This is a genomic window from Thalassobacterium maritimum (genome assembly GCF_031127805.1).
Taxonomy (GTDB): Bacteria; Verrucomicrobiota; Verrucomicrobiia; order Opitutales; family Coraliomargaritaceae; genus Thalassobacterium; species Thalassobacterium maritimum.
This window is the reverse complement of the sequence record NZ_JARXHW010000046.1, coordinates 13,090-34,152: the sequence shown is the minus strand read 5'-3', so window position 1 is coordinate 34,152 and position 21,063 is coordinate 13,090. Positions and strand designations below refer to the sequence as shown.

Genomic DNA, 21,063 nt, shown 5'->3' with positions numbered 1-21,063 from the left:
CTCGTAAGCGAGCACGCCACCTTTGATGAGCAATGTAGCCGAGTCCTTTAGGCTCGGTTCTGGCGGGCCGGGATCCAGTCCGACGCAAATCTTAATCGCAGAGTTCGCAGAGCACGCACGCACACAATGCGGAACGGGGTCTAAAGAACCCCGCTACGTAGCCAAATCATTCATCATTGGATGTTGGACGTTCCCTCGGTTTCACAGGACGCGATGCAGCGTGCTTGCGCGCCTGCTCGTTTTGGCTGCGCTTTCGGCTTTCTTTTATCGGGGGGCTGTGCTTAGAACGGAGCGATGGAAACGATCGAATATAATGGGGTGCGCTTGCATCGCTGGAGCTGTGGGCCCTCGACCTTTTTGGCGCGCCCGGAACTGGGCGCACGCCTGATGAACTGGAATCTGGAAATGGCGGACGGCTCCATCCGTGATGTGATCCATTGGCCCGATGATGCGGACTACGATCGCTTCCCGAAAGTGCGGGGCGGCAATCCGATCTTGTTCCCCTTCTCGGCACGCACTTTCAACGAGGGGAAAATCGGTGAATGGAAGGATCCCAAGGGCGTGGTGCGGCCGATGCCAGTCCATGGCTTTGCGCGGGATGGGCAATTCGAAATGGTCGCGGCGGATGAGACCGGCTTTACCGCGGAACTGAAACCGAACGCGGCGGCTGCGGAGGCCTACCCTTTCAATTACCGCTTCACGGTGCGCTATGTCTTCGAAGCGACCTCGTTTAAGGTCTTTTTGCAGCTGGACAATTTGGGCGACGAGCCGATCGTGTGGTCGGCGGGGCACCATTTTTACTTCACCCTGCCCTGGCATGAGGGACAGCAGCGCAGCGACTACCGCTTTGAAATTCCGGCCAAAAAATGCTTCACTCACGAGCCGGATGGCTCGCTGAAGCCGGCGCCGCGCGGCTGGAACAAGGACAAGTCGTTTGGAAATCCTGCCAATTGCGATCAAATCTACACTGCGCTCAAGGGCGACACGGCGGTATTCGGTCCCAACAGCGGCGACGAGGACATCGCGGTGCGTATATTGAACGACTCCGACACTCGCTCGCCCTGGAATGCCTTTGTGATATGGACGGAAGCGGCGGACAGCCCGTTTTACTGTGTGGAGCCGTGGATGGGCCCGCCGAATGCTCCGGAACACAAAAAAGGCCTGCATACAGTGCCCGCGGGCGCAAGTGCCCGCTTCGGAGTGGAAGTCAGCATGCAGGTCTAAGACGGCAGCTGAATTTGGGAACGTCGAACGTCCAACGTTCAACTGCTTGCCCTGCGTAGCCTTTAGGCGAAGCATGGGTCCAATGGTGAATCGGCTTTATTCGATGTTCGATGTTAGACGTTCGATGTTCGACGTTCGACGTTCCCGCTGGCTGCTTTGGCGTGTATTGCAGGCGAGCGACGTGGCACTGACAGCGCGATGGAAGCCGAGGCTACGTAAGAGACGAACGCGGACTGAACATCGAACATTGAACATCGAACGCTGAACATCGAATAAGAGATTCAACATTCGATGTTGGACGTTGAACGTTCGACGTTCCCATGTTCCCACGTTCCCGCTGGCGGCGTGTATTGCAGGCGAGCGACGTGGCACTGACGGCGCGATGGAAGCCGAGGCTACGTAAGAGACGAACGCGGAACGCGGACTGAACATTGAACATCGAATATTGAACGCTGAACATCGAATAAGAAATTCAACATTCGATGTTGGACGTTGAACGTTCGACGTTCCCAGGTTCCCACGTTCCCACGTTCCCGCTGGCTCTGCTCAAGACGCCCAAAATCTGGGCTGAATATTACTCTGGAAATGCTGGGCAGGGGCGTCAATATGCGCGTTTTTCCTTTATGAAGATTATCATTATAGGCGCCGGAGAAGTCGGCCATAATTTGTGCACGACGCTGTCCGCAGCGGGGCACAACGTCACTCTCATCGAGCAATCGGAAGTGCGCTGTGAGAAGCTGGACGAGGAACAGAATGCGCGCATCATCACGGGCAACGGCAGCTCGGCGCGCCAGTTGGTTGATGTGGACGTGGCCTCCTGCGATGCCTTTCTGGCCATGACGAGTGATGACCGCACGAATGTGATCTCTTGCTCGCTGGCTAAGGGGCTGGGGGCCAAAAATACGATTGCCCGCATCCATGACGAAACCTTTAGCGACAACTCGGTGATTAATTATCAGCTGCACTTCGGAATCGACCTGCTGGTGAACCCGGAGGCGATTTGCGCGGTGGAGCTGGCCAAGGAGATCCGCAGTGCGGGCCGAGTGGCGGTGGAGAATTTTGCGCGCGGTCAAATCGAGGTGCAGCAGCAGCAGGTGGCGAAAAACTCGCGTCTGGTCGGCAAAAAGTTAAAAGACCTGAAACTGGACTCGCGGGTGCGGATCGGCTACGTGCAGCGCGATGGGCACTCGGAGGTGGCCAGTGCGGACACGATACTGGAGGCGGGCGACATGGTGACATTGTTTGGGCATCCGGAAGTGTTGTTTACCTTGCGCGAGCGCTTCGACCCGAAGCATAAGATCGACGTGGCGCGGGTGGTGCTCTTCGGAGGCAGTGAGACGGCGATCAGCCTGATCCGACTGCTGACGAATCCGCGCTTCAAGGTGCGGGTGATCGAAAAAGACAAGGCGAAGTGCCGCTCGCTGGCGGAGCGCTTTCCCGACATCACGGTGATTAATGGCGATGCGACCTCGCTGCGCTTACTGGAAGAGGAGCAAATCGGCAGTGCGGATTATTTTGTGGCCTGCACCAAGGATGACGAAGAAAACATCCTGACCTGTCTACAGGCGGCCAAGCTGGGAGCGAATCATGTGCAGTTGGTGATCAATAAGGGGGACTACGACCAGTTGTTGGGCATTTTGAAAACGATGCTGGGCATCGAGGTGGTGGTCTCGCCGCGCCAAGCGACGGCGGAATTTATGCTGCGCAACTTGTCCGCGGACTCCAGTGCCACCTTGGCGACCGTGCCGGGCGGGGATGGCCAGATCGTGGAAGTGCGCATCAAGCACTCGAGTCCTTGCGTGGGCAAGATGGTGAAAGACATCCACCTGCCACCGGGAGCGGTCTTTGTGGCGCTCTTGCATAAATTCAAAGCGAAGGTGCCCGCCGCCGACGACATCATCCTGGCCGGCGACCGGGTGGTGGTGATCGTGAGTGAAGCACAACAAAAAGCCGTGATGGCGAGCTTGGTATAAATTGTGAATACTGCAATTATCTACAAACTGTTGAGCATGGTCTTGCTGGCCCTGGCGGTGGCCTTTGGGCTGTGCGCGGGAGCGGGGCTCCTGCTGGGCGAGTCCATCCACGACGATTCGATTCAGGCCTTTATCAGCACGGTGGGCATATCGATCAGCGTGGCCGCACTCTTCCACATGCTCGGCCGCAAGGGGGAAGCGAAACTGTTTCGGCGCGAGGCCCTGTGCGCGATTGGGCTGGCATGGATCCTGGCGACACTCATCGGTGCCCTGCCCTATGCATTGACGGAGACGCATGGCAGCTTCTCGGATGCGATTTTTGAAAGCGCCTCGGGGCTCACCACCACCGGGGCGACCGCCTATTCCAACTTTTATGAGTTCCCCAAGAGCTTGCTGCTGTGGCGCTCGCTGAGTCAGTGGGTGGGCGGCTTGGGCGTAGTGGTATTTTTCGTGGCCATCTTGTCCTCGCTGGGGGCCGGCGCGAAAATTCTGTTTAGTAATGAGTCCTCGGGCACCTCGTCGGACTTCGACCACGGCCGCATTCAGAGTGGCGCCTTTCAGCTGATGCTCTTCTATGTAGGGATTTCTCTGGTGTGCACGATCGCATATAAAGTCGGCGGCATGGACTGGTTCCAGGCGATCAATCACTCGATGACCACCATCTCGACCGGAGGCTTCAGCACCGAGCCGATGAGCATGGAACAATTTCAAAGCCCGGTCTTGGAGTGGCTCTCGATCGTATTCATGGCGCTCAGTGGCACCACTTTTGTGTATATGATCCGACTAATACGGGGGCAGACGCATATATTGAAGCAAAACCACGAGGTCTATTGGTTTTATGCCATCGTGATTGGCAGCACACTGCTACTCATGGTGTTCCTGATTGACCTGACCGGCCAACTGCCCGACCACAACATGCTACGAGTGGCGGCCTTCCAAGCGGTCTCGATCATCACCACCACCGGCTATTCCACTACGAATTTTGACACCTGGCTGCCTCCGGCCAAGATGACCTTGCTACTGATCATGTTTGTGGGCGGCTGCTCCGGCTCCACCAGTGGCGGGGTGAAGGTGGTGCGGATCGTAATCGCGCTGCGGGCTGCGATGCGCAGTATCACGCACGCCTACCGGCCGAATATCACCATTCCGATGCGCATGGGCGGACAGACGCTGAGCGAGCGCGCCATTCATAGTGTGGTGCTCTTTGTGATCTTAATGACCGCGCTGCAGCTGCTGGCCATGCTATTTGTCTCGGCCAATGAGCCGCACCTGTCCTTTATGGGGGTGTTTTCCAGTGTGCAAGCGACCCTGTTTAACATCGGCCCCGGCTTCATGGAAGTCGGCCCAGCCGAGAATTTTCAGTTTCTGCGCAGCAGCACCAAGATCTTTCTATCGCTATTAATGATTTTGGGACGCTTGGAACTATACGCGGTGCTGGTGCTGTTTATGCCCTCGGCTTGGAAACGCTTTTCCTAGGAAACGGGAGAACGGAGGAGGAACTGAACGTCGAACGTCCAACGCTCAACGTCCAATGGTGAATTGCGATCAGGGCTGCGGGAGACTAGCACCCGACTGACGAAACTCTCCCCTCGCTTTGAACACCCGATGGCGGAGTCCTACATTCAAAATTCGATGTTGGACGTTCGATGTTCAACGTTCCTTCGTTCTTTCATTCCTTCTTCCAGCGGAGCTGCACTATGGTGGCGCCCCAGCTGCCTTCGCTCGGGTCGGCTAGCTGGAAACTCTTAACGCGTGTGTCGCGCCTTAAAAGTGTGTGCACAGACTCGCGCAGGGTGCCGATGCCTTTGCCGTGGATAATGCGCACTCGATGATAGCCTTTTTCCAAAGCGAGCTCGATGTAATCGGGTATTAGGTCGCCGAGCTCAGAGGGTCGGAAGGTGTGGAGGTCGAGCTCGTCGGTGATTTCGAACTCGATGGGGTCGTCGTTGGGCTCTTGATTCATGATTGGTAGGCGCTGCTAAAACGCCATTGGCTCGGTGATGCGCAGAGTTTAGCTTTAACAGGGTTTTGCTCGATGTAGGCGATCACATCGTGAAAGTGTTTTTCGTTACGGATATAGCGGTCCCAGTATTCTGAATGCCATAACGGTGACTTGTCGGACGTATTCGCTGCGGGAGCTGACTCTGACGCGCGGCAACTCGGGAGAGTTGCGTTCCCGGGCTCTGGCACTAGTCGCCTTGTGGCAGGATTGGGATCTTTTCGATGCCTTTTGGCTCGGGGAGGGGCTCGGGGGCGGCGCTGTCTAAGGCTTCAAACTTCCGAGCTGTCACCACTAGGCGACTTTCGATGGAGTTGAGCGTTTTATTATAGTGACCGACGGATTGCTCGAGGCTTTTGCCGAGCTTAGTAAAGTGGCCGGTGACGACGCTGATGCGCTGGTAGAGCTCTTTGCCCAGGGCGGCGATCTCCTTGGCCTCGCGGGCGATGGCTTCTTGCTGCCAGCCGAAGGCGATCGCCTTGAGCAGTGCAATGAGCGTGGTGGGCGTGGCGAGGATGACCTTGTTGTCCACTCCCAGCTCAATCAGTGCGGGGTCTTGCTCCAGCGCGGCGCTGAAGATGGTTTCGTTGGGTATGAAGAGCACGACAAACTCGGGCGTGTTCTCAAACTGAGTCCAATAGGACTTGGCGGAGAGCCCCTTGATGTGCTCGCGGATGTGGCGGGCGTGTGCCTGCATGCGAGCGGTCTGCACAGCGGGGTCGTCGGCTTCGAGGGCGTCGAGGTAGGCGGCCAGCGGCACCTTGGAATCGACCACGACCTGGCGACCGTTGGGTAGATTGATCAACATGTCGGGGCGCTGCCGCTGGCCATCGGCGGTATCGACCGAGGCCTGTTCTAAGAAATCCACCCGATTGACCATGCCCGCCATTTCGACGGTGCGACGGAGCTGCATTTCGCCCCACTGACCTCGCACCTGCGGCGCGCGCAGCGCCTGCACCAGGCTACTGGTGGTCTTACTGAGCTGCACCTGCGACTCAGCCAGCTGTTGCAGTTGCTGTTTTAGACCAGCATCGGTTTGGGTGCGGCGTTCTTCGATGCGCTCCACCCGCTCGTTAAAAGCTTTGAGCGCCAGGCTGACAGGCTCGACAGTTTGGTGAATCGCCGCCTGCCGTTTATCTAAATCACCCAGTGCATTCGCTTGATACTTCTCCAGTGCAGTCTTCGCCAAGCTCAGAAAAGACTCATTGTTTTTAGCCAGTGCCTCCGAAGAAAGCACCTTGAAACTCTCCTGCAAACGAGTTTGCGCATCCTGAAGCAGTGCTAATTTTTCCGCAGCAGCACGGAGTTCTGCCTCGCGTTGCGCTTCCAACCGGGCCAAGGCCTGCTCGGCTGCACCGTGGGCCGCACGCACAGCATCGCACTCCGCTTCTAGCGCATCCACTGAGCGCTGAGTACGCTTGAGAACTGAGCTGAGAGCGAGGTAGATAATCGCCGCCCCCAGCACGACACCACACAGTAGCGTGAGAAGTATTTCCATATGGAATATTCAGCGCGCTTTGCCGTAACTGGCAACGGCAATTCTGCGATAAGACATTTTATCGCAAATTACTTGCATTAGTAAAAGAAACGCGCTTCATGCTGACACAACCAATCAATACCTGATCACATGTTAAGCAGCAAACAATCCAAGCACCCCATCACCCGATTACTCTCGGGTGCATTGGTCGTATTGATTGTGCTGCTCACACTCGCCTCGAGTAGTGCAGACCTGCATGATTACCTACACGGCAAGCAGAACTGTGAGCATGCCTGCGCGGGGCAAGACGATGCTGCGGATGACAAGCGATCTAACTCCGAAAATGACACACACGTCTGTGCGGTCACATTTCTAGCGACTGGTTGCAGTGCAATCATACCGCTCACTACACCAGAGCGGACAAACCAGCTATTATCGACCGTATCCATCGAAATGGAAAGTCTCTGGTGTGGCCAAGCCCCGATCCGGCTTCATTCACGTGCCCCGCCTTTGAGTCCTCTTGTTTAAGTCCAGACGACCGATGCCAACGCACTTTTCGAAGAAAGCGCGATAACATGGTTTGGGCTCGCCTCCCGGAAGCCGGCTCGCCGGTCAAACAAGTCAGTACTCATATCACATGCAATTTCATCAAAAGCTTTCAATGAGCGCTCTCGCGTGCGCTCTCACAACACTTCACGCGGACAATAATTCAGTCGCCAATACGCCCATTTACGAGCTCAAGGAGTATATCGTGTCCGCAGGACCCGTCGCTCGGGCAATCGAAGATTATAGCAGCCCTTTCACCTCGCTCGACGAAGCCGCCATTCGAAAAGAAGGCGGCAGCAGTCTCGGTGAGCTGCTCGATGGACAAGCTGGTGTGACCGCGACCAGCTTTGGTGGCGGTGCCAGCCGTCCGATCATTCGCGGCTTTGACGGCCCACGTGTGCGCATTCTGGAGGCTGGACTCGGCTCACTCGATGTGTCTGAAACCAGCCCTGACCACGCAGTCTCCGTGGAACCACTACTCACGGACCGCGTAGAAATACTACGTGGCCCCTCCACCCTGCTCTACGGCAGCTCCGCTATCGGCGGAGTCGTCAATGTTATGGGCAAAGAAATCCCACGCGAACGCGTCGATTCGACAGGCTACGAAGGGGCCATCGAAACCCGCTACGATAGCGTATCCAACGGAGAGACCCACCTCGGCTACGGCACCATCGGCGGCGAACACTGGACACTCAGCGTGACAGGCCTCAAACGAAATGCCGACAACTATGAAATCGCCGGCGACGCCGAAGCCTTTCACGAAGAAGCGCACGATCATGATGAGCACGAAGAAGCGAGCAGTGACGAACTAGGCAGTAGCTTCGTCGAAACGGACTACTACTCCGTAGGGGGTAGCTGGTCCTTTGGTGAGCAGAACTATATCGGCGCATCTTTCTCATCTTACAACTCGAACTATGGCGTGCCAGGACATGAGCACGAACATGAAGAAGAGGAAGATGATCACGATCATGACCATGACGACGAGGACGAACACGCAGAAGAGGGCGTCGCCATCGATCTCGAACGTAAGCGCTTCGATCTGGAACTCGCAATCTTCGATCCGATTGCCTGGATCGAGGCTGCTCGCGTCCGCTTCGGATACACCGACTACCAGCACATCGAGCTTGAAGGCGATGAAACAGGCACCGTATTCGAACGTGATGGCTTGGAGCTGCGAGCCGAAGCGGCGCACTACGAATGGTCAATCATCGACGAGGGCATCGTTGGTATTCAGATCTCTGATACCGAATTCGAAGCCACAGGCGAAGAGGGCGCCGCCTTCGGCCCTGCCACTCAAACTCGCAATCAAGCCATCTTCATCAGCGAACACATTCACCACGGCGATTGGCACTATGAGTTCGGCGGTCGACTAGAAACCCAGCAAATCAATGCGGCTGGCACCACCGACTACAGCGACATGGCCATGAGCCTAGCCGTAGGCATCATCTACGACATCAATGAGCGCAACTCGCTCGCACTCTCCTTACAACGCTCACAGCGCCATCCCACCTCCACCGAACTCTATGCTGACGGCGAACACATAGCCACTAGCCAATATGAGCGTGGGGATGCAAACTTAGGGCTGGAAACCGCCTACGGCGTAGATCTGACCTATCGCTATCAAGGAAACAAGTGGGAAGCGAGCGCATCGCTCTTCTACACCTACTTCGAGGATTACATCTACGCGGCTGAAGCCGACGCAACCGCGCTCGGTATTGTGAGCGAACTGGATGTCTACGCCTACGACCATGTAAATGCCAACTTCTATGGATTTGAAGCAGAGTTAAACCGCATCCTCTTTCGCTCAGAAGATAGCCAATTACAAGTCGGCCTGATGAGTGACTTCGTGCGGGCAGAAAATCGTGACGGCAACGATAACTTACCCCGCATCCCTCCCCTACGGATGGGCGGAAAGATCCAGTGGGCTCATGGCAAGTGGGATGCCGGCTTACTGCTACGTCATGCGTTCGAGCAAAACGACACCGCGCCGCTGGAAACCGAAACCGATGCTTACACCGAACTCAAAGCAGACCTCGCTTATACCTTCCAGCTCGGCAGCGGTATCGATCTGACACTCTTTGCCCAGGCCAACAATTTGCTGGATGAAGAAATCCGACATCACACCTCCTACATCAAGGACGTAGCCCCACTGCCCGGGCGTAATGTCACAATCGGCGCACGCATGGAGTTTTAATCCCCCCGCGCGAAAACCGCGACTTTCAAAAGAGCTTGATCGGACTGAATATCCGATCAGGCTCTTTTTTTTAGGGAAGCCGCATGAGTATAGAAAAACCTGAGTTATTGGACATCATCCTGGAACGCCTCAAGGCGACTGGCGGCCGCATGACAAAAAAACGCGAATGTGTGCTAGGGGCACTCCTGAGTATGGATCGTCCGGCCAGCGCGGAAGAAATACGCGAACGCGGGCAGCTGCCCGCGTCTGATTTGGTGACGGTCTACCGCAACCTGGAAACCTTTGAAAAGCTCGGCGTGCTGCAACGCGTGCCCTTGGAAAACGGCACCCACCTCTTCGAACTGACAGCGCCCGACGAGCACTACCACCACCTGATTTGCCGCGAGTGCCACAAAGCCGAGCGGCTGGATGTCTGTGTCGGGCACGAAGTCGTGAAACGCGCCCAAGCGCACGGCTACTCACAGATCGCCCACATGATGGAAGTCTATGGCGTGTGCGACGAGTGCGCGAGGCCCTAGCCGCGCGGCCCTGCTCCACGACAGCTACCCCGGTTCAGAGAACCGAGGCCACAGTAAGGAGCCGCTTGAAGACTCATGTCTTGAGGCAGATTGAACATTGAACGTCCAACATCGAACGTCGAATGATGAATCTCTAATGCGTTCAACTTAGACAAAGCAGTCAGAAGACAGATGTCATACCACTTCTAAGAATATATGATCTATAAGCTTGGGCTTTGCGTAGCCTCGAAACTTTGTTTCCGTGCGTCGCCTTCGGCTATGCAGGACACAGTCGGGGGCGATCGGCATCGCCCCGGTTCAGAGAACCGAGGTTACAAAAGACATATCTATTAGGACCAAACTTTTTTCGAATGGATATCAGAGGCAAGAGATGAATATCAATCAGTGATGGCACTTCCTGTCTCGCCAAAATGGCGCATGCCGTGATTTTCATAACTGACTGATTCACAGTGACTGGCTTCTGGTTTCTGAATCAAGGTTCATTATTCGAAGTTGGACGTTGAACGTTCGATGTTCGACGTTCCCAATCCCCACCGCTCCCCGGTTCAGAGAACCGAGGCCACCGCCTCCTCCTCCCCGGTTCAGAGAACCGAGGCCACTCCACTGGTAACCTCAAAACTTCGTTTTGGGGAGCGGCGTGAGTCGCGCTGGTCTCAGCTCTAATCGTGCTGACAACGACGCTTGCGGCACAGCCGGAAGTTGCGAATATGCGCGCTCGCTAGAGTCAAGCCGCCCAGCGTATTGATCCATGCCGCGCTGTGCAGTGGAGCGGGCTCTGCGAGCACATCGCCCGCGCAAGCTGAACAATGCGCCGCTTCATTCGCCGCCTCCATCTGCCCCGCACTGTGCAAACGCTCCTGCACCAGGGAAAAAACTAAAATCGAAAGACCGATGACGCTGAATACCGCCACCCAGCGGTCCTTGTGCTGACGACAACCCATAAAAACTGCAAAACCTGTCGTCGGCAGCACCAGCAGAATCATCCATAAATGGAAATCCTCATGCACAAAGAAGCTCGTTGCGATGATCGGTAACGCGATCACGAGAATCGGCGTCAACAAACAATGGAAGGCGCAAACCGCTGCCATTCCTATCGCAAGGTGATCGAGCCAGCCGTGGCTACGGCATGTACTTACTGTCGCATTTTCCATAGATAGACGCGACTGTTATCAAGAAATCCTTTATTGCAAGTTTCTTTCAATAAAAAACCTTATCCAAAAACAGACCCTTGGCGGGCGCCGTCACCCGTGCTTCGCTCTTCGAGCTACGCAGGGCACAGCGCCCCTCCGCACTTAAGGATAGAATACCTTATCCAAAAAGAGACCCTTGGCGGGCGCCGTCACGATGCGGTGGGTGCGCTGCCTGGAAGCAAGAATTTCGCCGATATCAGCAGGACTCAGTTGCCCCCGGCCGACCGAGTGCAGTGCGCCTGCGAAGCTGCGCACCATGCGATAAAGAAAGCCGCTGCCTTCGGCATCCAGGCGCAGGTGCTTACCGCTCTGTTTGATCTGCAGCCGAGTGACGGTTTTGACTGGGTTGGGGTCGCTATCCTTACCGTGGCTGGCGCTGTAGGCCGAAAAATCGTGAGTGCCGACCAGAATGTCGGCGGCCGCTTGCATCGCCTCGACGTCCAATGGCAGATCGCGGCAGGCCCAGACGTAGCGGTCGTCGATCGGATCGGCACGGCCCAGATAGTAGCGGTAGAGGTAGCGCTTACCAGTCACGGAAAAGCGCGCATGAAAGTCCTCGCTCACCTGCTTGACCGAATGAATCTTCAAAGAAGTCGGCAAGATCGAGTGCAAGGCACGTATCAGCTTTTCCGGAGCGTGCGCCCAGTCGGCATCGAAGTGGAAGCACTGACCACGCGCATGCACGCCCGCGTCGGTGCGGCCGCTGCCCTGCAGTTGAATCGGCTGATCAAAGATCTGCGAGAGCGCGCGCTCGAGATAATTTTGCACAGCTTCGCCGCCCGGCTGGCGCTGCCAGCCATCAAAATCGGTGCCATCATAGGCGCATATACATTTCCATCGCATAGATTGAAGCACTCTTGCCAAAGCGGCGCGGAATGCAAGGCTCGCGACGATGGACACACTCGAACTATGGCAATATGGACTGATCGCTCTAGGCGCCTTCTTAGTGGGCTTGGGCAAGGGCGGCCTGCCCGGCGTCGGCAATATCACGGTGGTGCTAATGGCGCTGGCACTGCCGCCCAAGGCATCGGTGGGCATCTTACTGCCGATCTTAATTTCGGCCGACATCATCGCGGTGATCGTCTACCGTCGCCACGCGGAGTGGTCTTATATCTGGAAACTCGCCCCGTGGATGTTTGCTGGAATCTTGGTCGGCTACTTCGTGTTCAGCCGCGTCGACGATGCGCAGGTGCGCTTTTTAATCGGGCTGATTCTACTCAGCATGACCGGGGTGCACTTCTACCGCAAATGGCTACGCCGTCATGCGACCGAGATCGATACCCTACCTCAGCACCCCGTATTTATCGGCAGCACCGGCATCATTGGCGGCTTTGCCACCATGGTCGCCAATGCCGCGGGTCCGGTGGCCGCGCTTTACTTCATCGCCTCCGGTCTGCCGAAATATGCTTACATTGGCACCTCGGCTTGGTTCTTCCTGCTGGCGAACCTGGTGAAAGTGCCACTGATGATGGATTTGGGCATCATACATGTGGAATCGATACAGTTTAGCGCCAGCTTCATGCTATACTCCGTCTTAGGGGCAATGATCGCGCCGCACATCGTGAAACATATCAACCAAAAAGCCTTTGAGTCTTTGATCTGGTTTTTTGTGATCGTGGGCGGCATAAAACTCATACTCCCTTGATGCATGGCAAGTAACTCAACACGAAAACTCTGGGCAGCCCACATTGCCCGTGGGGGCGCTAAGGCGAAAGGCCCCAAGCAACCGGCACGGGTCACGCTGGGCCGCAGTTTTCGCGGGCGGGTGTTAGGCATCGACCCCAGCTTACGCGGCAGTGGCTTTGCGGTGCTCGACTACAGCGCCGATGGCACAGCCCGTATATTGGAAGCCGCCACCTTGAAACTACACCGCAGTCTCTCGATGCCGGAGTGCTTGGGCGCGATTGGCAATCAAGTGGACGATTTTTTAAATCAACACTCCGTCGAACACGTCGCGGTGGAGCAAACGATCTACGTGCAAAACTTTCAGACCGCACAAATCCTGGGGGCAGCACGCGGCGCGGCCATCGGCACCGCAGCCATGCGGGGGCTGCCCGTCTTTGAATATGCGCCACTGCGGGTCAAGCAAGCAGTGGTCGGCATGGGGCGCGCCAGCAAAGAGCAAGTGGCCCGCACGGTGCAAAACATCACAGGCACTAACTTTGAATTACGCTTCGACGAGTCGGACGCCGCCGCAGTCGCCCTATGTCATGCCTTTACATGGCGAGAACAATAGGCCTAAATTAGGCCTAAAATAGGCGCAATCCTCTCCGCTAAGATCTCGATGCTGCTGGGCCCGCTTCGGCACGTCCCCACATCTGCTCGAGGAACTTCTCAAAAGAATACCAACTCTCGATGTAATCTTGCAATTGGTAAAGACACTCAGCTCGCCAGTAGTAAATATAGAGCGGCGCGTTGGGCGTCTCCAATAAACGGTCCAAAACAGATAAGGCACGCTCGTATTGCTGTTCTTTGAGGTAAATCGAAATCAGTTTCGTTCCTTTCATCACATCGCTCGAATCGACTGCATACTCACGCGTCAAGCGTGCCATTGAAAGCCCTTCCAACTTCACTTCAGGGACGCTAGGCACCTCCACATTCTCCCGAATATGATCGATGGCTTGTTGGAATTGCGCCTGATCCTTCAGCAACAAGGACCAAAGCCACCAGCTATTGGCCAATGATTTACCATGCGCACGCAAGAAAGCTTCCGCGGAATCAAGATCCCCATACTGGATCCAATTCTCTACAATTTCCGTGCGTAGCTGCACAGTATATGCGGCTAGGCCCGCATCCTTAGCAAGCTCGCGCTGCATCTCCTGCTGTAAGGCTTGACCACGTAAAGAACTCAGAAAGATTGCACGATAATTCGGAGCGACCTCGGACAAGCGCGCCATACGATCCTGCAGCTCCACGGACTGACTCGCCTGCTCCAGCATGCTCTGATAGGCTTCATCCTTATCTTCGAGCTCACGCAGCAAGGTTTCACGCCATGCCTCTACCACTCGTTCGGCCTGGTAAGGCAACCATGCACGCGCCTCGATGCGACTAACGACTCCCAAGACCGGCTCGGCGAAACGCGCCCGCTGAAAATCGAGCGCAGCTTGCTCCAAATCTCTCAAATCCTTAAGGGTGAGCTGTGCGCGAATAGAATAGGCCTGCCAATCGAGCGGCCGTTGCGCCACCCACTCATCGACCGCATCCACGGCTTCGACCGCATCGGCCTCGCTCATTTCTACGCCATCGGAAGCTTGCGCAGCTAAGCGCGCCTCAGCGAGCTGCTCAGCCTGCGCCAATTTAACTCCAGAATAAAAGGGGGCATTAAACAGCCCTGCGGCTAACCACAGCAAACCAAACAAGATGAGTAAGCTTGCTGTCGCACGCCAGAAGAGCTTGGGCAAATGCGTAGCCGGGCGCGCACGCGCCGGCAAGGCGAGCACTGCAAACAGTATGGCAAAATAAGTAATGCCAGGCTGTTGCGACAGCGTATCGACGAGTCCATTTAACAAGAAAACGAGCACTGTGATCAGGGCGAGCAAACGATAACCTGCGCTCGTGCCCTCCATCATCCCACGGCAATTCTTCGCGTAGGCCCACAAAAATAACAGCATACAGCCGACCGCCAACAGGCCGCCCTCTGCCGCCAGTAATAATAAGTCACTCTGCGGCTGATCGATCACGTGAAAACTTGCCGCAGCCTCTCGGTATTGCGGGAAGACAGCTGCAAATGAGCCCAGCCCAAAACCACTCACTGGCGCCGCCAAAATCATATCGGCAACATCTGCGTAAAGTGGGAGCCGAAACTCGTCTGTGATTTGCGTATCGGCAGCCACGAACTCACTCATTCGCTGCAGCGAACGATCATTCTTCACCAGTAAAAAGCCAAACACGAGAACGACTAATGGGAAACCGAACTTAAATGAACGCGGCAAGGTGAGTGAGCGCAGACTACAGACAAACCACAGAGCAATACCAAAGAAATAGAATAGCAGCCCCATACACGCCCCAGCAGAAAGAAGTCCTGCAAAGCAAAGCACACTCGCAGGCACACCGATCAAGGGCATCAACCGACTGGAACGAATCCCCTCGGTCGCATAAATAAAAGTCGCGATCCCCGCGAGGGCCAAAAAACTAGAGGTCACGCTGGGGCTTTGAAAAAAGCTAAATACATCTGCCTCCCTGGCAGCAGGATAATGCGCCCCCATCATATTTCCCCAAAGATAGAGAGCCGCCAAGCCACTAACGAGAACTGATAAGCCAAGATACAGCCATTCACGTCCCGCTAAATTCACTCGCCACTGCAAGGCTGCATACAACCATGCAAATGCTGCCAACGTAAGCAGCCACGACTCAAAACTAACCCAAGGCTGAACTGACAAGCTAGCTGGCAAGTCGATGCCAAAGGATTCAACTGCGCCCACACGCCACTCCGGGGATGGCCAATAAAATTGAGGCACAAAGGCCAATAACAAACAAACGAGGAAGCCTATAAAACCAAAATCTCCCAGTTTCCCCAGTCCTTGCGTGGGCGTTTTAAATAGCAAGGCGATGCCTGGCAGCAATAATGCAAAGCCCAAAGCGACTGCGTTATGCCCCCCCCCAAACAGAACCAATAGCATCACTCCCAAAAACGCCCCGAGAAACAGCTTAAATGCTGGTGGCGGTCCTGGGGGCTTTGGTAAACGGATCATTTTACGCGAGGCCATAGGCGGAGGCGCGAACGATTCCGTCGGAATGATGTCCTTCGACGACTTCGGTCTATGAGCCCCTTTGCCGAGCGCCTTCTTCCCCGAAGGCTTCATGTGACGACTCTTTAGTGAACGTCGTCGATGATGCTTACCTGAACTCGAATGCATTGCTTATCGAAAGTAGAGAGTTTAAAAAGTAGTAGATTTTGCTTAGCTAGCTGAGTCTCAAAAGCTAAGCATCCGTAGTTCTGTCGTGTTGAATCTGCTTTGCAAGCTCATCATCTAAGCATCTTGGCCACGGATTCATGCCCCAAAACAGAGTTTTGAGGATACTGAGAGGCGCAGAGCTTTGAGGATATGGAAGGTGCTAGAGTTTTGAGGATACTGGGAGGCGCAGAGTTTTGAGGATACGGAAGGTGGTAGAGTTTTAGAAATATCGAGGCCTGAAGCTGAGATGTAAAAAAAAGCCCGTCCATAGCAGGCTATGGACGGGCTCTGTTTAAAGAATCTATCTGCGCCTGCTTAAGCGCCGACTTTGACGGACTTCAAGTGCCAGATCTGCTCCGCATATTGACTGATGGTGCGGTCGGAGGAGAACTTGCCCACGCGAGCGGTGTTCATGATCGCCATCTTGGCCCAACGTTTCTTATCGCTGAAAGCTTTGTCCACCTCTTCCTGCACACGCACATAGTCCGCGTAGTCGGCAAGGCAGAGGAATGGATCGCCGCCTTCGAGCCAGCTGCTGCAGAGCGGTGCAAAAGCATCGTGCTCGCCTGGTGTGAAGTAGTCGGAGCGCAACCAATCGATCACGGCCTTCAACTCCCAATTGCTGTTGTAATAGTCGTAGGGGTTGTAGCCCTTGGCGTTGATCGCTTCGACTTGCTCGACGGTGTTGCCGAAAATGAAGATGTTCTCATCGCCGACTTCTTCGCCGATTTCTACATTCGCGCCGTCGAGTGTGCCGATGGTCAGCGCACCATTGAGCGCCAGCTTCATGTTACCCGTACCAGAAGCTTCCTTACCCGCAGTGGAGATTTGCTCGGAGAGGTCAGCCGCCGGGATCATCTTTTCCGCCATCGTGATACGATAGTTTTGTGGGAAGACGATCTTGATCTTGTCGTTGATGCGTGGGTCATTGTTGACCTTCTCAGCCACCTTGTTGATGGCACGAATGATGTTCTTCGCCAGCGCATACCCAGGCGCCGCCTTGGCACCGAAGATAAAGACGCGTGGGTTCATATCGTAGTCGGGATCGTTTAATAAACGGCGATAGAGCGTCAAGATGTGCAGCAGGTTAAGGTGCTGACGCTTGTATTCATGCAGACGCTTGATTTGCACGTCGAAGATCGCATCGGGAGAGATCACCGTGCCGGAGTCTTCCAGCACGAAATCCGCGAAGGCTTGCTTATTCGCGCGCTTAATATCCATAAAGCGCTCTTGGAACTTCGCGTCGTCGGCGAGTTTTGCAATATCCTGCAATTGATCCAAGTGCTTAGGCCACTCAGCGCCCACTTGCTCAGTGATCAATGCACTCAGGCTCGGATTACAAGCGAGTAACCAACGGCGTGGTGTGATGCCGTTGGTCATATTGATCAACTTGTTCGGATACAGCTCATGGAAAGTCGCGAAGAGGTGCTTCTTTAACAACTCGGTGTGCAGCGCCGCCACACCATTGACCTTAGTGGAACCGACCACGGAGAGATAGGCCATACGCACCATCTTGGGATAGCCCTCTTCGATGATGGAGAGTTCCGCCTTTTTCGCATCGTCGCCCGGCCAATGTGCTTCGACTTCGTCTTGCAAGAAGCGTGAGTTGATTTCGTAAATGATCTCTAAATGGCGAGGCAGCACTTTTTCAAACAGCGGCACACTCCACTTTTCCAGAGCTTCTGGTAGTAGGGTGTGATTGGTGTAGTTGCACACGCCGCGTGTGATCTCCCATGCGGCATCCCACTCCAGAGCATACTCATCGATCAGCAGGCGCATCAATTCTGGAATCGCAATGGCGGGGTGGGTGTCGTTGAGCTGCAAGGCGTTGTAGTCCGAAAACTCCGACCAATCACTGTGATTGGCATGGAAACGACGGATGATATCCTTGAGCGAGCAACTCACGAAGAAATACTGCTGCACCAAACGCAGCTCCTTGCCACTCTCGGTGCTATCATTCGGATACAGCACTTTAGTAATGGTTTCGCTGAGTGCCTTCTCTTGCACCGCTTCGGTGTAGCCACCTTTATTGAACGTTTCTAGGTCGAACTCGTCCGAGGAGCGCGCCCCCCAGAGGCGAAGGAAATTAACCGTCTCGCCGCCATAGCCGACGATCGAGATGTCGAACGGCACCCCTTCGACTGTCTTGGTATCGACCCACACAGGCTTAAACACGCCCTTGCTATCCATCTGATGCTCGACGCGGCCGTAGAGCTTAATCTCTTGCGCGAAGTTTGGACGCATAACTTCCCAAGGGCAGCCCTTATCCATCCAGTTATCTGGCAACTCGACTTGATAACCGTCGCTGAACTTCTGGCGGAAAAGACCAAATTCGTAATGGATGCCATACCCAACCGCTGGCAGGTCTAGAGTCGCGAGCGAATCAAGGAAACAAGCCGCCAAGCGGCCGAGGCCCCCATTGCCAAGCCCCATATCGGCTTCTTCGTCACAAACTTCGTTAAAATCTTGCCCCAAGTCTGTCAGTGCATCGCGTGTCTGATCAAAAAGCCCGGAATTGTGCAGGTTATTCACCAAGAGCCGGCCCATCAAATATTCCAGGCTCAAGTAATACGCGCGGCGCACCTTCTGCTCGTGATGCACCTCCTGGGTCTTCATGAAACGCTCCAATAGACGGTCGCGCACCGCATAACAAGTGGCAGTCCACCATTCGTCCTTCGTCGCATTCTCCTGGTGGCGCGCCAAAGTATAGCGCAAGTGGTTTAAGATCGATGCCTTCATCGACTCTTTGGTATCCCCCACCTCAAAGCGAAAAGCCTTTTTCGCAGTCTTGGCTGCAGCTGCTTTCTTGGTGGTCGTTTTTTTAGTCTTTGTAGCTTTTGTTGTCATGAGATATTAATGTATAATAAAATGTCCACGAGCGAGTGCCCCTGTAGGCCGTGATAATTAGTCAATTCGCCCTCAATAGGGAAGGTTGAAAGCAAAAAAGACGCCGATTCACACAAATCAGCGCTTCCTAATTAAAAAAGAGCCATACTTGGCCTATTTAACCGTTTAATTCGCTTTCAGACTGCAAAAAACAAGGCAGCAAGGCAGCATCCTTCATCCCGTGAATGATCTTCTTGTCGGCCGGACAAAGCGTAGCCAAAATGCCTTGTAAATTAGCAGTCTTGACGGAGTCATCCACAAAATAGTAAGGACAGAGGCGCATACGGCCCTCCATCTGATAGAGGCTGCCATCGTCGCGATAGACAGGATGCCTCAAACGCTTAGGCTTTTCGTAGGTTTGCAGAATGTGGAGCGAGGTGTCCGCCATCGTGATTGCCTGCTGAATCGCGCTCTCCCAATCAGAGCGAGAAGAGTCGCTACCGAGAGTCACGCTACGAGCCCCCCAAGCGCTCTCATGGAAGCCGCTGATTTTAATAATTAAATTGCGCTCCTTCTTACTGGCGTTGATGAGCTGCGACCAATCCGTCATCGGCTTGCCTCCAACATAGGGCGCGTCTAGCACCGCATTCGGCGGTAATTCCACCGGATCCATGACCCAGCTCTGCGGGATCACCTTTGCCAGCACTTTATAAGACTGCTTAGACAGGTTTTCCCGCCAAAAGTCCTCCAAAATATGATGATGAAACAGCGCCAGGCTCAACTTCTCTTCCTGAAAGGGGCGCATCGGCGGGGTCAGACGCACCTGTGCAGCCTCGCGCGCCTTCAGCAAGAATTCTGCAATCGACACATTGGCCAAGTCAAATAGCTCCCAGAAGCGGTAAATCACATCCACCTTCTGCGGGTCACCATCGATTCCGACACAAATATCGTCGCCCAGCGGCATCACATCGTCCGGATGAAAAACATGCACCCGCTTGCCCAACTGCCGCAATTGCGAGGCCAACCACTCCATTTCAGGGCGATAGGTCGCGGCCTCATCACTCACCAGGATCGCCACATAAGGCGCTGATACATTCGGCACACGACTAGCCAACACCTCGTAAAAGGCTGTCACCATATCCTGCGCCCCCGCCCCAATCAAGGCGTCGCCATGCACGTCGGTATAGAGGCGATTTAAAAATGCCGTCAGCCCAATGCCCCCCGGCACAGAATCAATCTCCGTCACCGCAAAGCCATCCTCCGTCACCAACAGGTCCGGACGAATCACCATCGGCACCGTTCCGCGCAGCGCCTTTGCACGCGCATGCGCAATCAAGGCTTCCGGCTTGCCACGATCCAAATAAGCCGCCACCCAGGGCGCCTTTAGAGGCCGATTGCGCAGCAAATTCTTCCCCTCCACCGAGCGCAGGTAGAGCGTTTCCTGCGCCTTATAAAATTCGTAGCAGGCCTGCCCGATTTGTTCGATCTGCTTCACCTGCGCCGACGTCAGCGGAAAGGCCTCTGGCGAATAACGCCAGGTCTTGTTCTCAAACAAACTCTGGTCCGAGAACGCCTGCAAAGCGTCTTCATAGCTGAGGGCGGATAAATGTGCTTCTTTCATATCGAGTCATTCAGGAATACCGCTCAAGCCTTCAAATAGGCTCAAATCAGCAAAATCCAATAAGAACCAATACTCCTGTCCGAGCGCAGGAATATGTCAAGAGACCGCAGCAAAGAAGAAACTATCAAAGCACTTTATTCACACAGATACAATCTGTGCCACACATTCATCACCCTCACAATAGGAAGCCCCATCCCATTGGCAGGGAATTATTGGGAATAAACCCGTAAATTACCTTCGGGAGTGGATTCTATCGCATGTATAAATCGTTGGTCGAAAGGATATTTCTCGTCCTTTATTTTCGAAAACAAACGCGCAATCTCGACGATGTCGGTCGAGATGAAATTCTCCTCAATTTGCTGATTGCTAATTCTTAGCTCTTTACGCCCTTTCTTGAATTCTTTAGCGAGATGCGGCAGAATTTTATCTTCTCCTTCGACACTGATGTTCCAGCCCTGCCATGCTAAAAATATGAGCAGGTGAAACCAATCTCCGTGACATTGGGCATTTCGTTTCTCTTCTTTAATACCGTACACAGCGATTTGCTGCAGACAGTGTGAAATTGCGGGTAAGCCAACCATGATAATTCGTTTATATTTA

16 protein-coding genes are annotated in these 21,063 nt (G+C 54.7%); 8 read left to right on the top strand and 8 right to left on the bottom strand.

The window, feature by feature from the left end; translation table 11 throughout:
* Positions 1-294: 294 nt before the first annotated feature.
* The 3 genes from QEH52_RS15685 to QEH52_RS15675 all read left to right on the top strand — a co-directional run bounded on the left by QEH52_RS15685 (position 295) and on the right by QEH52_RS15675 (position 4,673).
* On the top strand, positions 295-1,224 hold the full coding sequence (locus tag QEH52_RS15685; RefSeq protein WP_308951715.1) for an aldose epimerase family protein: 930 nt from the start codon (positions 295-297) through the stop codon (positions 1,222-1,224).
* A 623-nt stretch (positions 1,225-1,847) separates the two neighbouring features.
* Positions 1,848-3,197, top strand: a complete 1,350-nt coding sequence (gene trkA, locus QEH52_RS15680; RefSeq protein ID WP_308951714.1) for a Trk system potassium transporter TrkA — start codon at positions 1,848-1,850, stop codon at positions 3,195-3,197.
* Positions 3,198-3,200: 3 nt separating this feature from the next.
* The gene (locus tag QEH52_RS15675; RefSeq protein WP_308951712.1) at positions 3,201-4,673 is read left to right on the top strand and encodes a TrkH family potassium uptake protein; all 1,473 of its coding nucleotides are present in this window, start codon (positions 3,201-3,203) and stop codon (positions 4,671-4,673) included.
* 193 nt (positions 4,674-4,866) lie between these two features.
* Here the strand turns inward: QEH52_RS15675 and QEH52_RS15670 are convergent, their stop codons facing one another.
* Together QEH52_RS15670 and QEH52_RS15665 are read right to left on the bottom strand one after the other, a co-directional pair.
* The gene (locus QEH52_RS15670; protein ID WP_308951711.1) at positions 4,867-5,160 is read right to left on the bottom strand and encodes a Smr/MutS family protein; all 294 of its coding nucleotides are present in this window, start codon (positions 5,158-5,160) and stop codon (positions 4,867-4,869) included.
* A 226-nt stretch (positions 5,161-5,386) separates the two neighbouring features.
* On the bottom strand, positions 5,387-6,694 hold the full coding sequence (locus QEH52_RS15665; protein WP_308951710.1) for a DNA recombination protein RmuC: 1,308 nt from the start codon (positions 6,692-6,694) through the stop codon (positions 5,387-5,389).
* Positions 6,695-6,823: 129 nt separating this feature from the next.
* On the opposite strand from QEH52_RS15665, the gene QEH52_RS15660 reads away from it, so the two are divergent.
* The 3 genes from QEH52_RS15660 to QEH52_RS15650 all read left to right on the top strand — a co-directional run bounded on the left by QEH52_RS15660 (position 6,824) and on the right by QEH52_RS15650 (position 9,931).
* A complete protein-coding gene (locus QEH52_RS15660; protein ID WP_308951708.1) occupies positions 6,824-7,201 on the top strand; it encodes a hypothetical protein in 378 nt (125 codons plus the stop codon).
* Positions 7,202-7,334: 133 nt separating this feature from the next.
* The gene (locus tag QEH52_RS15655) at positions 7,335-9,413 is read left to right on the top strand and encodes a TonB-dependent receptor (RefSeq protein ID WP_308951706.1); all 2,079 of its coding nucleotides are present in this window, start codon (positions 7,335-7,337) and stop codon (positions 9,411-9,413) included.
* Positions 9,414-9,496: 83 nt separating this feature from the next.
* Positions 9,497-9,931 carry a Fur family transcriptional regulator gene (locus QEH52_RS15650; RefSeq protein ID WP_308951705.1) on the top strand — a complete coding sequence of 145 codons (435 nt, stop codon included), beginning with the start codon at positions 9,497-9,499 and terminating at the stop codon, positions 9,929-9,931.
* Between the two features lie 659 nt (positions 9,932-10,590).
* Here the strand turns inward: QEH52_RS15650 and QEH52_RS15645 are convergent.
* Positions 10,591-11,082, bottom strand: coding sequence for a MerC domain-containing protein (locus QEH52_RS15645; RefSeq protein WP_308951704.1), 492 nt, complete (start codon positions 11,080-11,082; stop codon positions 10,591-10,593).
* A gap of 141 nt (positions 11,083-11,223) precedes the next feature.
* A complete protein-coding gene (truA, locus tag QEH52_RS15640) occupies positions 11,224-11,964 on the bottom strand; it encodes a tRNA pseudouridine(38-40) synthase TruA (protein ID WP_308951702.1) in 741 nt (246 codons plus the stop codon).
* 49 nt (positions 11,965-12,013) lie between these two features.
* Here truA and QEH52_RS15635 point away from each other — a divergent pair, with 49 nt between their 5' ends.
* A complete protein-coding gene (locus QEH52_RS15635; protein ID WP_308951700.1) occupies positions 12,014-12,766 on the top strand; it encodes a sulfite exporter TauE/SafE family protein in 753 nt (250 codons plus the stop codon).
* Between the two features lie 3 nt (positions 12,767-12,769).
* Positions 12,770-13,357, top strand: coding sequence for a crossover junction endodeoxyribonuclease RuvC (ruvC, locus tag QEH52_RS15630; RefSeq protein ID WP_308951699.1), 588 nt, complete (start codon positions 12,770-12,772; stop codon positions 13,355-13,357).
* 37 nt (positions 13,358-13,394) lie between these two features.
* Here ruvC and QEH52_RS15625 read toward each other — a convergent pair whose 3' ends face one another.
* From QEH52_RS15625 to QEH52_RS15610, 4 genes are all read right to left on the bottom strand, one after another.
* Positions 13,395-15,812 (bottom strand): O-antigen ligase family protein, encoded by a 2,418-nt coding sequence (locus tag QEH52_RS15625; RefSeq protein WP_308951698.1) that lies wholly within the window; start codon positions 15,810-15,812, stop codon positions 13,395-13,397.
* 519 nt (positions 15,813-16,331) lie between these two features.
* A complete protein-coding gene (locus tag QEH52_RS15620; RefSeq protein ID WP_308951696.1) occupies positions 16,332-18,863 on the bottom strand; it encodes a glycogen/starch/alpha-glucan phosphorylase in 2,532 nt (843 codons plus the stop codon).
* Between the two features lie 157 nt (positions 18,864-19,020).
* Complete coding sequence (locus tag QEH52_RS15615; RefSeq protein WP_308951695.1) at positions 19,021-20,463, bottom strand: hypothetical protein; 1,443 nt, start codon at positions 20,461-20,463, stop codon at positions 19,021-19,023.
* A gap of 209 nt (positions 20,464-20,672) precedes the next feature.
* A complete protein-coding gene (locus QEH52_RS15610) occupies positions 20,673-21,044 on the bottom strand; it encodes a hypothetical protein (protein ID WP_308951694.1) in 372 nt (123 codons plus the stop codon).
* Between the last annotated feature and the right edge of the window lie 19 nt (positions 21,045-21,063).